Here is a 12938-nt window from a genome sequence, read left to right on the forward strand (position 1 = left end):
TCAGGGTTGTACGCTCAACCCCTGAGGGAGCGAGCCTGCTCGCGAATACGGTCTGACATTCAACATCTCTGTTGTCTGACACTCCGCCTTCGCGAGCAGGCTCGCTCCCACAGGGGGCCGGTGTTAGCCCAGGGCAAAGTGTGTTCATAGGGAGTGTTGAATGAAAGCCTGGCGTGTCGTTGTGATCGCCTTGTCGTTCCTGCTGCTTAGCGGCTGTCTGGTGACCTTCAAGGAGCCGCTGCCCTCGAGCGAGCCCGCGCCTAAAGGGTTGCTCGGCAAATGGACCAGCACCAACGCCTGGGGCGAACCGCTGAATCTGGAACTGACACGCCTGGGCGACAATCACTATCAGGCGGTCAGCTACTTCAAGGCTAAACCCAAGGAGCGTGAAGCCTATCCCTTCACGGTGACCCGCCATGGCAGTCGCTGGTACCTGTCGGCCAAGGTGCCGGCGCAGTTCGGCGGGCACTTCACGCTCTTCGGTTTCGAACTCACCGATAAGCATGAACTGGTGGTCTACAACCTCGACCTCGAGCAGATCAACCAGGCCCTGAGGCAAAAAGTCCTCAGCGGCGAAGGCTTCCAGACCGACGACGGCGACGGCGTGTTGATCAACAACGATCTGGACCAGGTTTTCGCCTACCTCGACGATCCGGCCAATTCCGATGTGTTCGTCGAGGCCGTGCGCTATCAGCGCCTGGCCAAAGCCAAATAAACCCAGCACGTAAACGGTTTTTCTACAGGAGTTTCGGGTGGACGATTACCAGCAGTCGATACGCATTTTGTCCGATCGCATTGTGCTGGCGCAGACGCCGATTCGCGTCCTGGATGCGGTGAAGTGGGACGACAGCATCCGCAAGGGTTTCCTCAAGGCCAAGGGCAAGGAAATGCCGGCGGTGGATCGCGATTACTACCTGAACCGGCCGCTGGCGTTCGACTCCAGCAAGGTGAAGCTGGAATTCCAGAACATCGAACGCGACATCACCCGTCAGCTTGGTCAGTTCAACCCGGTCGGCCAGATCATGCGCCGCATGTGCAAGGAATACCGCATGGTGGTGCGCATGCTCGAAGCGCGCGGCACCGAGGATTTCGGGCTGATTTCACAGGAGCTTTATGGTGCCGCTTCCGACGCGTTCCACGCTGGCGATCCGACACTTTCCGACCTGGGCCTGATGCTCTCGGATTACCTGAACAATATCGATGGCCGTGGCGACCTGAAGGACGAACCGAAAATCCTCACCGCCAAGGAAGCCGTCCACCTGCTGCAAACCCGCTTGAATAAGGTATTCGGCGAGGCCGAGGAAACCATTCGCGTATTCGAGTCCGACGGGATCGTTGCCGATGCGGCGGCTGGCGCCGACTACATCAAGATCCGCACCGACGCGATGTTCAACGACCGTGACGTGCGCGCCCTGGAAGTCCACGAAGGGCTGGTGCATGTGGGGACCACGCTCAATGGTCTGAACCAGCCGATCTGCACCTTCCTCTCCAAAGGTCCGCCGTCGTCGACGGTGACTCAGGAAGGCCTGGCGATCCTGATGGAAATCATCACTTTCGCCTCGTACCCGAGTCGCCTGCGCAAACTGACCAACCGCACCCGCGCCATTCACATGGTGGAAGAGGGCGCGGACTTCCTGCAGATCTTCGAGTTCTTCCGCGAGCAAGGTTTTGAAATGGCGGAAAGCTACGGCAACGCCAGTCGGGTTTTCCGTGGCTCGGTGCCGACAGGTCTGCCATTTACCAAAGACTTGTCCTACCTCAAGGGCTTTATCATGGTTTACAACTACATTCAGTTGGCCGTGCGTAAAGGCAAGCTTGAGCAGATACCGCTGCTGTTTTGCGGCAAGACCACGCTGGAAGACATGCGGACCTTGCGCCAGTTGGTGGATGAAGGGCTGGTGGTGCCACCGAAGTATTTGCCGGATCAGATCCGTGACCTGAACGCGCTGTCGGCGTGGATGTGCTTCTCCAACTTCCTCAATCACCTGAGCCTGGACCGGATCGAAGCGGATTACTCCAATATCCTGTGAACAATGAGATCCCCTGTGGGAGCGAGCTTGCTCGCGATGGCGGAATTACATTCAACATTTGTATCGCCTGACATACCGCTATCGCGAGCAAGCTCGCTCCCACAGGTACTGTGTTCCAACCCCTATTTTTGCGAGGTTTCAACGGATGAGATTCCTCGGGATTTTTTGCCTGCTGCTGACCTTGAACGGTTGCAGCTCGCTGCTGTTTTACCCCGAGCCCGGCCAGCTGTTTACCCCGGAAAAAGCCGAACTCGAATACCGCGACGTCACCCTGACCACCGCCGACGGCCTCAAGCTGCACGGCTGGTGGTTGCCGGCCAAACAAGGTGTCGAGGTCAAGGGCACGGTGCTGCATTTGCACGGTAACGGCGGCAATCTGCCCATGCATCTCGGGGGGAGTTGGTGGTTGCCAAAAGAAGGGTATCAAGTGTTGCTGCTGGACTATCGCGGCTACGGTCTGTCCGAGGGTGAACCGACGCTGCCAGCGATCTACCAGGACATCGACGCCGCGTTCAAATGGCTCGATCAGGCGCCGGAGGTCAAGGGCAAGCCGTTGATCCTCCTGGGCCAAAGCCTTGGCGGTTCGATGGCCGTGCATTATCTGGTTCAGCACCCTGAACGCCAGAAACAACTCAAGGCCTTCGTCCTCGACGGCGTGCCCGCCAGTTACCGCAGTATCGGTCAATTTGCCCTGAGCCATTCCTGGCTGACCTGGCTGGTTCAGGTGCCGCTGTCCTGGCTGGTGCCGGACGGCGACAGCGCGATCCATTCCATGACGCAGCTCAATGGCGTGCCGAAACTGATCTACCACAGCATCGACGATCCGATCGTGCCCCTTTCCAACGGCATACGTCTGTATCAAGCTGCGCCGCCGCCGCGGGTGCTGCAACTGACCCGTGGTGGTCATGTGCAGACGTTCGCCGACCCGGTCTGGCGCAAAGTCATGCTGCGTTTTCTCGACGACCCGCAGCATTTCAACGGTCTGCGCCGCCTGGGCGAAGTCCCGAATTACCCGGCGCCGAAAAATTCTGAAGATGAACCACCAGAGAGTCCGCAATGAGTGAAGAACGTAACGCCATCCCGCTGATCATCACCGGTATCTGCACCATCCTCGGCACCGTCGGGGCCTTGTGGTTCTACGGCTACCTGCACTTCGCCAAACCCGAAGATGCGCTGCTGCTCAGCGACTTCACCCTGCTCAAGACGGTGCCGGGCGAAGACTACAAGATCTCCCTGGAACCGGCCGCGCAAGTGGCGCAATGCATCGATGGCGTGCTGGTGATGTTCGACACCGAACAGAAAGGCCTGAGCGGCGTGTTGGTCAACAACAAGAAAAAAGCCGTGCGTTGCATGGGCGAGGAAACCCCGCAGAAGCTGCAACCGTAGCGCGCCCGATCTTTTGATCTTAAAAACAAAAGCCCCGCCTGATCAGATCAGGCGGGGCTTTTGTGTTTCAGCGAGTGGAGCTTAGTTCGAGCTAACCGCCGAACGCGGGATCACCGGCTGGTTGTCGTTGGAAATGGTCACTTCCACCCGACGGTTCATCGCACGGCCCGAGACGCTGCTGTTCTCGGCCACCGGGTATTCCTTGCCGTAACCCTGCGCCACGATACGCACTGGATCAACGCCCATTTTCACCAGCGCCGTGCGCACGGAACCGGCACGACGTTCGGACAGCGACTGGTTGTGGTTTGCGGTGCCCGTGCTGTCGGTGTAGCCCTCGACGATCACTTTGCGATCAGGGTTTTCCGAGAGGAACTGCGCCAGTTTGTTGATATTCACCAGACCGCTGGACTTCAGATCAGCCCTGTCAGTGGCGAACAACACATCACCGAACGTCACCAAGGTGCCGCGATCGGTCTGCTTGGCGTTCAGGCTGTCCTGCAATTGCTTGATCTGCGCGTCGCGGGCATCCAGACGAGCCTGGGCACGCTGCGCAGAAGCATTTTTCAGGTTGGCTTCAGCGTTGCGCAGGGCGATGGTCTGCTTCGCCACTTCAACACGTTGATTGGTCAGGTAAGCCAGTTGGTCGACCTTGGCCTGGTCTTCTTTGTCCTGATAAGCCTTGTCGGCCTTGTCCAGGTAATCGCTGGCTTCTTTGGTTTCCAGCGCCGCGACTTTGCTGGCTTGCGGGTTGGTTTGCAGGCCGGTGTAGTTAGTGCGGGCCTGTTCCAGATTCGCGTTCGGCGGCGTGGAGCAGGCAGCCAGTGCAACGCTTACGGCGAGCAGGGCAGGAATCATCAATTGTTTACGCATGGTGGTTTCGTCCTTTTAGTCGAGTAAGAAGTACGTCGTGCGGCGCCGCTTATTGCACAGTGCGCTGGCTTTCCTGACGCAGTTCCTGAACCCCTTTCTGAGAGTCCTTCACAGCCTGTTCAGCTTTGATCGCTTGGGCTTTGCGTTCAGCCACGCGAGCGTCCCACTCGGCCTGTTCGGCGAGGATTTTGGCTTCGGCATACTTTTTGTCGTGCATGGCGATTTCGGCTTGTTTGAGCTTGTCCTGCGCGGACTTCATTTCCACCGCCGCAAACTCGGTGCCGCCGGCACTGACGGCGCTGTTGACCGCCGATTCCGTCACGGCGAATTGCTCGCTTGGCGGGTTGCCGGCACAACCGGCCAGAACGAAGCTGCTGCCGATTGCCAGGGCAGCCAGTTTCAGGCCACGCAGGTGGGTGAATGAGGATTTGGCAGTTCGGGTTTTCATGGTCTTCAACTCCATTGGAATAACTCCTGAAAAACTTAAAAATCCATCCTGGGCAAGGAGCCGCAACCTTCAATTTCCGGGGGTGTTTTGAAACGGCCGTCCCAGGCGTGGTTAATGGCTGTGACCCAAGGCGTTTTTCGAAAGTTCAGAGAATATGGCCAATCGCCCGAAAAAACTTTGACCGAGCGGACAAGGCTCTAAATCGGGAATTACCATCACATGCAGGAGTATTCCCGGCCCTGAACGGGCCTGGGAATAGGCATTTCTGGAGGGAAAAGAAGCGCGGTAATCAGTGTTTCTGTTTATCGTCAACGGCCGACAAATCGTGCAAATGACGACGGGACAGCGCGAGAAAACGTGGAGTCGGACCGACGTCTTCGTACAGCGGATCACCTTCTTCGTCGGTGGCCACGACGGTCGAACCCTTCACATACGGGAAGCTCTTTTCGAGCTCTTCCAGGGCGGCGCCGATCAGCTCGCCGAGCAGTTCTTCGGGCTGCCGTTTGGGGTACATATCGATAATTGCCGCCAGCCGTGCGGCGGCCTCCACATCCAGATGAATCGAGTATCCGGTGTCGGTCAGGCGACCCTTGGCGTTTTCTTCCCAGTGATGGGCAAGCTCGCGGATTTTCATAGTGACCTCAATGCGCACCTGCTCGTGGCAGGCAGTGTCAGTGTCCGGCAATCGCCGGCGGCAGCCGTTGTAAGGCTTACTCTTCAGACTAGCTTTAACGCCCAAGGTTTAAAGTCCCTTCGTCGTCTAATGGTGAGCGTTGCCTGGGGGCTTTAGTGGGGGATTGGGTGTATATCCGTTTTTGCGGTAGCGGCGGCTATTGGTTTCGCTTTTACAGCGAGTCACTTGGAAAAGCCCCAAGTAACCAAGGGCTCTTGCCCCTTTCGTTCGGTGCCTCGCTCCGGTCCTGCTCCGTGGGCCCGCCGCCATCGGCCATCCATGGCCGGGGGCGGCTAACCCGGCATCCATGCCGGGTTGCCCACTACGCAGAACCTCCACTCGGCCTCTCGAGGGGCGGTGCATCAAGATCAAAAGCTGCAGGCGAGCTAACGCTCGGCCTGTTGAGTGGTGAGAAGCAAAAGCTGTACGCCGATCTGCTTTATGTGTGGGGCTTGCTCGCGAAGCTGTTGATCTTGCCGTTGCCGTTGCCGTTGCCGTTGCCGTTGCCGTTGCCGTTGCGGTTGCGGTTGCCGTTGCTTTTGATTTTGATCTGTTGCCCCTTTCCCAGAGGCCGAACGCAGGTGTTGCGCAGGGGGCACCGCGGCAAGGATGCCGCGGTAGCCGCCCCCGGCCATGGATGGCCGATGGCGGCGGGCCCCCGGAGCAATGCCGGAGTGAGGGCATGCCGAGCCTAGGCGAGGCACCGAATGGCGGGGCAGAAGCGCTTTGGTTACTTTCGCGCTTTTCGAAAGTGACTCGCTGTAAAAGCGAAACCGTAATCAGCCATCACCGCAGCAACGGATATGTACCCACCAACCCCAATCCCAATCCCAGAACTTTCTCGTGCGAACAGCATTCCCATCGTCGCCCGCTTGTAAGAACCGCTTTAGAGCGGCACTCTCTAACGACAAAGCACACCCGGATTTTCGCTGGAGAACTGCTGATGACCGATATTGATGCACGCTTGCGCGAGGATGTTCACCTGTTGGGTGAGCTGTTGGGCAACACCATTCGTGAACAGTACGGGGACGGTTTTCTCGACAAGATCGAGCAGATCCGCAAGGGCGCCAAGGCCGACCGTCGCGGTTCAATGGACGCTGAACTGAGCGCCAGCCTCAACCAATTGAGCGAAGAAGAGTTGCTGCCGGTGGCGCGGGCGTTCAACCAGTTTCTCAACCTGGCCAATATCGCCGAGCAATATCAGCTGATTCACCGTCGCGAAGAGTCACAGCCTGCGCCGTTCGAAGCGCGGGTACTGCCGGAATTGCTTGCTCGCCTGCTTGCCGAAGGCCATGGCGCTGAATCCCTGGCCCGGCAACTGGGACGGCTGGAGATTGAGTTGGTCCTCACCGCGCACCCGACCGAAGTGGCGCGCCGCACGCTGATCCAGAAGTACGACGCAATTGCCGCTCAATTGGCCGCCCAGGACCATCGCGACCTGACCACTGCCGAACGCGAGCAGATCCACACGAAGTTGCAGCGCCTGATCGCCGAAGCCTGGCACACCGAAGAAATCCGTCGCACCCGCCCAACCCCCGTGGATGAAGCCAAATGGGGCTTCGCTGTGATCGAACACTCGCTGTGGCAGGCGATCCCCAACTATTTGCGCAAGGCTGATAAAGCCCTGCATGACGCCACTGGCCTGCACCTCCCACTGGAGGCCGCACCGATTCGCTTTGCCTCGTGGATGGGCGGTGACCGGGATGGCAACCCCAACGTGACCGCTGCCGTAACCCGTGAAGTCTTGCTGCTGGCGCGGTGGATGGCCGCGGACTTGTACCTGCGCGATGTCGATCACCTGGCAGCCGAGTTGTCGATGCAGCAGGCCAGCGACGACTTGAAGGCCAAGGCCGGGGACAGCGCCGAACCTTACCGCGCAGTGCTTAAACAGCTGCGTGAACGCCTGCGCGCGACGCGTAACTGGGCTCACGCCTCCTTGACGAAGACCACGCCGGCACCCACCGATGTGTTGCAAAACAACCGCGAGCTGCTCGATCCGCTGGAGCTGTGTTACCACTCGCTGCATGAGTGCGGCATGGGCGTGATCGCTGATGGTCCGCTGCTTGATTGCCTGCGCCGGGCGGTGACGTTCGGGCTGTTCCTGGTGCGGCTCGATGTGCGTCAGGACTCGACGCGACATACCGCGGCCATGAACGAGATCACCGATTACTTGGGCTTGGGGCGCTACGAGGACTGGAGCGAGGAAGAGCGCATTGCTTTCCTGATGCGCGAACTGAACAACCGCCGGCCGTTGCTGCCGGCGTACTTCAAGCCATCGGCCGACACCGCTGAAGTGTTGGCGACCTGCCGGGAAATCGCTGCCGCACCGGGCGCATCGCTCGGTTCGTATGTGATCTCCATGGCCGGCGCTGCTTCCGACGTGCTGGCCGTGCAACTGCTGCTCAAAGAGTCTGGCGTGTTGCGGCCGATGCGTGTGGTGCCGCTGTTCGAGACCCTTGCCGACCTCGACAACGCCGGCCCGGTGATTGAAAAACTGTTGCTGCTGCCCGGTTATCGCTCGCGCCTGCAAGGGCCGCAGGAAGTGATGATTGGCTACTCCGACTCGGCCAAGGACGCCGGCACGACGGCAGCGGCCTGGGCGCAGTATCGGGCGCAGGAGCGCTTGGTCGACATCTGTCGCGAGCAACAAGTGGAACTGCTGTTGTTCCACGGTCGCGGTGGCACCGTGGGACGTGGCGGCGGCCCGGCACACGCGGCGATTCTGTCGCAGCCGCCGGGTTCGGTGGCGGGGCGTTTCCGTACCACCGAGCAGGGGGAAATGATTCGTTTCAAATTCGGCCTGCCAGATATCGCCGAGCAGAACCTCAATCTGTACTTGGCAGCAGTACTGGAAGCGACCTTGCTGCCGCCGCCTCCACCAGAGTCAGCCTGGCGCAATCTGATGGACGAATTGGCCGCCGACGGTGTCAGCGCTTATCGCGCCGTGGTGCGGGAAAACCCGCAGTTCGTTGAGTATTTCCGCCAGTCCACCCCGGAGCAGGAACTGGGACGCCTGCCGCTGGGCAGTCGCCCGGCCAAGCGCCGCGCCGGCGGGATTGAAAGCCTGCGGGCGATCCCGTGGATCTTCGGCTGGACCCAGACGCGTCTGATGTTGCCGGCGTGGCTCGGCTGGGAAGCGGCGCTGAGCAAGGCGCTGGAGCGCGGCGAAGGTGAGCTGCTGGGGCAGATGCGTGAGCAGTGGCCGTTCTTCCGCACGCGCATCGATATGCTGGAAATGGTGTTGGCCAAGGCCGATGCCGATATCGCCCGGTCCTACGATGAGCGCTTGGTCGAGCCGGATCTGCTCCCTTTGGGTGCGCATTTACGCGACCTATTGTCGCAGGCCTGCTCGGTGGTCCTTGGGTTGACTGGTCAGTCGCAGCTACTGGCACATAGCCCAGCCACGCTTGAATTCATCCGCTTGCGCAACACTTACCTCGACCCTCTTCATCTATTGCAGGCCGAGTTGTTGGCGCGGTCGCGACAACAGGAAGTGGCGCAGGGCAGCCCGGTAGAACAGGCGCTGCTGGTGTCTGTGGCGGGGATTGCCGCCGGTTTGCGTAATACCGGCTAAGGTTTTCGTCGTGGGGCAAGGCACTCGGCGCGCGCGTCGAGTTGCCTGTGGGCGAGGGCTTGGAAAGTGCTGCCAGGCGACAGTTAGTGATGGGGTTGCGACTAGGGTTACCCCGACGAAAGGCCACATCAGGCGTGGGTTTCTCCGACTTTCGGCGGCTTGTGTGCTCCGGGCCTGCTGTGTATCTTGATCAGCCTTTGACCGTTTGGGCGGTTACGACCCTTATTTTGAGATTGGCCCCACGAGGCGAATCTGACGTTATCTATATAAAAAATTGAGGAGCACATCGATGCGCGTCATTCTGCTGGGAGCTCCCGGGGCCGGTAAAGGTACTCAGGCTAAGTTCATCACCGAAAAATTCGGCATTCCGCAAATCTCCACCGGCGACATGCTGCGTGCCGCGGTCAAGGCTGGCACCGAGCTGGGCCTGATCGCCAAGAGCGTCATGGACAGCGGTGGTCTGGTTTCCGATGACCTGATCATCAATCTGGTCAAGGAACGCATCAGCCAGGCCGATTGCGCCAACGGTTTCCTGTTCGACGGTTTCCCGCGCACCATTCCTCAGGCTGAAGCCCTGGTGAAAGCCGGCGTGGAGCTGGATCACGTGGTCGAAATCGCCGTCGACGACGAAGAAATCGTTCAGCGTATCGCTGGTCGTCGCGTTCACGAGGCCAGCGGCCGCGTGTACCACACCGTCTACAACCCGCCGAAAATCGCCGGCAAGGACGACATCACCGGTGAAGAGCTGGTGCAGCGCAAGGACGACACTGAAGAAACCGTTCGTCATCGCCTGTCGGTCTACCATTCCCAGACCAAGCCTCTGGTCGAGTTCTACCAGACGCTGTCTGCTGCTACTGATGGCAAGCCGAAGTACAGCCACATTGCGGGCGTCGGCTCGGTTGAAGTGATCACCGGCAAGGTGCTTGAAGCACTGAGCTGAAAAGTCTGAATCGCTTCATCTTCTACGGCCCGCTTGCGGGCCGTAGTTGTTTATACTGGCGCACTTTTTCTGACCTCTCTTACGGAAACATCGATGAGCACCTTGCTGGCCCTGGACACCGCGACTGAAGCTTGCTCCGTTGCCTTGCTGCATGACGGCAAAGTCACGAGCCATTACGAGGTGATCCCGCGCCTGCATGCGCAGAAGCTGCTGCCGATGATTCAGCAGTTGCTGGCGGATGCCGGGACCACCCTGCAAGCGGTCGATGCAATCGCTTTCGGACGTGGTCCGGGTGCGTTTACCGGCGTGCGGATCGCCATCGGCGTGGTGCAGGGGCTGGCGTTTGCGCTGGATCGTCCGGTGTTGCCAGTATCGAATCTGGCCGTGCTGGCGCAGCGGGCCTATCGCGAAAACGGCGTGAGCCAGGTGGCTGCCGCTATCGATGCGCGGATGGATGAGGTGTATTGGGGTTGCTACCGCGAAACGGCGGGGGAGATGCGGCTGGTCGGCAATGAAGCAGTGCTGCCGCCGGAAGTGGCCGCGTTGCCGGCTGACGCCAGCGGTGAGTGGTTTGGCGCCGGCACTGGCTGGGGTTATGCCGAGCGTATCGCCGTCAGCCTGACCGGGCAGGATGCGGGCATGTTGCCTCACGCTGAGGACCTGCTGACCCTGGCGCGTTTTGCCTGGGCGCGTGGCGAGGCGATCGTGGCTGATGAGGCTCAGCCAGTGTACTTGCGCGATAAAGTCGCCACCCCAAAAGCACGTTGATTCTCTAGAGTTGGTCCCTTCGCGAGCAGGCTCGCTCCCACAGGGTTAGCGAAAGCCCTGTGGGAGCGAGCCTGCTCGCGAAGGCGGACTGCGCAACGCAGCCAATCGTCGTTTTATGCCCCCGCTTTTAAACCTTTTCCATTTTCTGTGTTCTAGTTATCACTCGGCGGTTTGCGCAGTGGGTTTTGCGCCACTAAACTGCCATCATTGATCCCGGACATGTACTCATGCGTATAGACGGCGTTCCCTCTCAGTCCTACCCCATCAAGCGCAAGCCTCGCAAAGGCCCTGTGGCGGATGACGACTACGTCGATATCGACGGCGAGCTGGAAATTCCATCCGAAGAGCAAATGGCCGCCCGCGCCGCCAAAGCCTCTGCGCAACGCTTGAGTAATCTCCCCGCCCGTCAACAAGACATGATTTATCACCGTGCCATGAGCAACAGTGTCGCGAAGGCCCTGGCCAGCTACCTGAGCACCGCCGGTTTTGTTGATTGGGATTCGGATGTGCTGGGCCTCGACTTGTACATCTGATGCAGCTGCCTTACTACCTGGGCTGTCCGTCCTGGAGTGAAAACGCCTGGCGTGACTACCTGTATCCGCAAGACGCAAAACCCGCCGAATTTCTGAATCTCTATTCCCAAGTGTTCAACGCCGTGGAAGGCAACACGACCTTCTACGCGAGCCCGGCTGCGACCACCGTGCAGCGTTGGGCCGAGACCATGCCCGAACACTTTCGCTTCACTGCCAAGTTCCCCGGTGACATCAGTCACAGCGGTGATCTGCGCGAACAATTGACCGCTGTCGAAACCTTCCTGCAATTGCTCAGTCCCCTCGGTGAGCGGGTTTCACCGCTGTGGCTGCAACTCTCCAAAAGCTTTACACCTCAACGACTGTCAGAGCTTGCCGGTTTTATCGACGCCGTGGACCGGCCTCTGGCGGTTGAAGTGCGGCATGACGAGTTCTTCGCCAAGGGCGATGCCGAGCGAATGCTCAATCGCCTGCTACTGGATCGCGGTGTCGAGCGTATTTGCCTCGATCCCCGCGCGCTGTTCAGCTGCACATCGACCGATCCTTCTGTACTTCACGCCCAATCGAAAAAGCCCAGGGTGCCGCCGCGTCCGGCCGCCTTCACGCAATGTCCGCAGGTACGCTTCATCGGCCATCCACAGCTTGAGGCCAACGACCCGTTCCTGCTGCCATGGATCGAGAAAATTGCCGTGTGGATCGAAGAGGGCCGCACGCCCTATATCTTCCTGCACACCGCCGACAACCTGCTGGCCGCCAAACTGGCGCAACGTTTTCACGCAAAACTGATGCTGCGTTTGCCTGGCTTGCCGCCGCTGCCTGAGCTATACAGAGAGCCCGCTGCCGAGCAACTTGGCCTGCTCTGAAGCGGATTCCTTGCCCTTTTCAGGAGCCTGCCAATGGATGCGCAAACCCTTCGAGCCCAAGCGTTCAAAGCACTGCACGAACGCGTGGGGGCTTTTGTCATTCCCAACCCATGGGACGCCGGCTCGGCGAAAATGCTCGCCAGCCTTGGTTTCGAAGCGCTGGCGACCACCAGTGCCGGATACGCCTTTTCCAACGCCCGCCCCGATGGCGCGCTGACGCTGGACGACACCCTGGCAAACGTTCGGGCGATTGTTGCGGCAACTGATCTGCCCGTCGCCGTCGACCTGGAAAACGGCTTCGCTGACGATCCAGCCGAATGCGCACAGAGTATTTTGCGTGCGGCAGAGGCCGGCGCGGTTGGTGGCTCGATCGAAGATGCCACGGGCCGTCAAGAAGCGCCGATCTACTGCTTCGAACATGCCGTGGCGCGCATCGAGGCTGCCGTGGCAGCCGCTCGCAGCTTGCCGTTTCCCTTTATGTTGACCGCGCGAGCGGAGAACTTTCTGCACGGCAATCCTGATCTCGCCGATACCATTCGCCGCTTGCAGGCGTTTGCCGAGGCAGGTGCCGACGTACTTTATGCGCCGGGTCTGCGCAGTGCTGAAGACGTGTTGGCGGTGGTCCGTGCTGTGGCGCCGAAACCGGTGAATGTGTTGATGTCTGGCGGACTGAAATTGACGGTCGAGCAGTTGAGCGAAATGGGCGTCAAGCGCATCAGCGTCGGTTCGGCTCTGGCGCTGGCGGCGTATGGGGAGTTTTTCCGCGCTGCCGAAGAGATCAAGACATCGGGCACGTTCGGGTTCACGTCGCGGTCCATGCCGTATGCCCAGGCCAATCAATTGTTCAAGGGCTGAC

Annotated in this window: 14 protein-coding genes; 10 read left to right on the forward strand and 4 right to left on the reverse strand. The window is 59.8% G+C overall.

The window, feature by feature from the left end; all coding sequences use genetic code 11:
* Window positions 1-160: 160 nt before the first annotated feature.
* The 4 genes from QFX16_RS05775 (at window position 161) to QFX16_RS05790 (ending at window position 3416) form a co-directional block, all read left to right on the forward strand.
* Complete coding sequence (locus QFX16_RS05775; RefSeq protein ID WP_283183172.1) at window positions 161-715, forward strand: hypothetical protein; 555 nt, start codon at window positions 161-163, stop codon at window positions 713-715.
* Window positions 716-752: 37 nt separating this feature from the next.
* Entirely contained in the window at window positions 753-2030 is a 1278-nt protein-coding gene (locus QFX16_RS05780; RefSeq protein ID WP_283183173.1) for a flavohemoglobin expression-modulating QEGLA motif protein, read from the forward strand.
* A 145-nt stretch (window positions 2031-2175) separates the two neighbouring features.
* Window positions 2176-3090, forward strand: a complete 915-nt coding sequence (locus QFX16_RS05785) for an alpha/beta hydrolase (RefSeq protein ID WP_283183174.1) — start codon at window positions 2176-2178, stop codon at window positions 3088-3090.
* Window positions 3087-3416, forward strand: coding sequence for a PA3694 family proteiin (locus QFX16_RS05790; RefSeq protein ID WP_283183175.1), 330 nt, complete (start codon window positions 3087-3089; stop codon window positions 3414-3416). The genes QFX16_RS05785 and QFX16_RS05790 overlap by 4 nt, the downstream gene beginning before the upstream one ends.
* Window positions 3417-3497: 81 nt before the next feature.
* Here the strand turns inward: QFX16_RS05790 and lptF are convergent, their stop codons facing one another.
* The 4 genes from lptF to QFX16_RS05810 form a co-directional block, all read right to left on the reverse strand.
* Entirely contained in the window at window positions 3498-4286 is a 789-nt protein-coding gene (lptF, locus tag QFX16_RS05795; protein WP_283183176.1) for a lipotoxin F family OmpA-related lipoprotein LptF, read from the reverse strand.
* Window positions 4287-4335: 49 nt separating this feature from the next.
* A complete protein-coding gene (locus QFX16_RS05800) occupies window positions 4336-4749 on the reverse strand; it encodes a DUF4398 domain-containing protein (RefSeq protein ID WP_283183177.1) in 414 nt (137 codons plus the stop codon).
* Window positions 4750-5023: 274 nt separating this feature from the next.
* Window positions 5024-5368: a pilin assembly protein gene (locus tag QFX16_RS05805; protein ID WP_282482759.1), complete on the reverse strand. Its 345-nt coding sequence runs from the start codon at window positions 5366-5368 to the stop codon at window positions 5024-5026.
* A gap of 478 nt (window positions 5369-5846) precedes the next feature.
* Window positions 5847-6014, reverse strand: coding sequence for a hypothetical protein (locus QFX16_RS05810; RefSeq protein WP_283183178.1), 168 nt, complete (start codon window positions 6012-6014; stop codon window positions 5847-5849).
* A gap of 336 nt (window positions 6015-6350) precedes the next feature.
* On the opposite strand from QFX16_RS05810, the gene ppc reads away from it, so the two are divergent.
* The 6 genes from ppc (at window position 6351) to QFX16_RS05840 (ending at window position 12937) form a co-directional block, all read left to right on the forward strand.
* Window positions 6351-8981 (forward strand): phosphoenolpyruvate carboxylase, encoded by a 2631-nt coding sequence (gene ppc / locus QFX16_RS05815; protein WP_283183179.1) that lies wholly within the window; start codon window positions 6351-6353, stop codon window positions 8979-8981.
* A 289-nt stretch (window positions 8982-9270) separates the two neighbouring features.
* On the forward strand, window positions 9271-9921 hold the full coding sequence (gene adk / locus QFX16_RS05820) for an adenylate kinase (protein ID WP_283183180.1): 651 nt from the start codon (window positions 9271-9273) through the stop codon (window positions 9919-9921).
* 93 nt (window positions 9922-10014) lie between these two features.
* Window positions 10015-10689 carry a tRNA (adenosine(37)-N6)-threonylcarbamoyltransferase complex dimerization subunit type 1 TsaB gene (gene tsaB, locus QFX16_RS05825; RefSeq protein WP_283183181.1) on the forward strand — a complete coding sequence of 225 codons (675 nt, stop codon included), beginning with the start codon at window positions 10015-10017 and terminating at the stop codon, window positions 10687-10689.
* A 227-nt stretch (window positions 10690-10916) separates the two neighbouring features.
* Entirely contained in the window at window positions 10917-11222 is a 306-nt protein-coding gene (locus QFX16_RS05830; RefSeq protein WP_283183182.1) for a hypothetical protein, read from the forward strand.
* The gene (locus tag QFX16_RS05835) at window positions 11222-12082 is read left to right on the forward strand and encodes a DUF72 domain-containing protein (RefSeq protein WP_283183183.1); all 861 of its coding nucleotides are present in this window, start codon (window positions 11222-11224) and stop codon (window positions 12080-12082) included. The genes QFX16_RS05830 and QFX16_RS05835 overlap by 1 nt, the downstream gene beginning before the upstream one ends.
* A gap of 33 nt (window positions 12083-12115) precedes the next feature.
* Window positions 12116-12937, forward strand: a complete 822-nt coding sequence (locus QFX16_RS05840) for an isocitrate lyase/PEP mutase family protein (RefSeq protein WP_283183184.1) — start codon at window positions 12116-12118, stop codon at window positions 12935-12937.
* The last annotated feature ends 1 nt before the right edge of the window (window position 12938 follow it).

Origin of the sequence: Pseudomonas svalbardensis, from assembly GCF_030053115.1 — a bacterium.
GTDB classification, from domain to species: Bacteria; Pseudomonadota; Gammaproteobacteria; order Pseudomonadales; family Pseudomonadaceae; genus Aquipseudomonas; species Aquipseudomonas svalbardensis.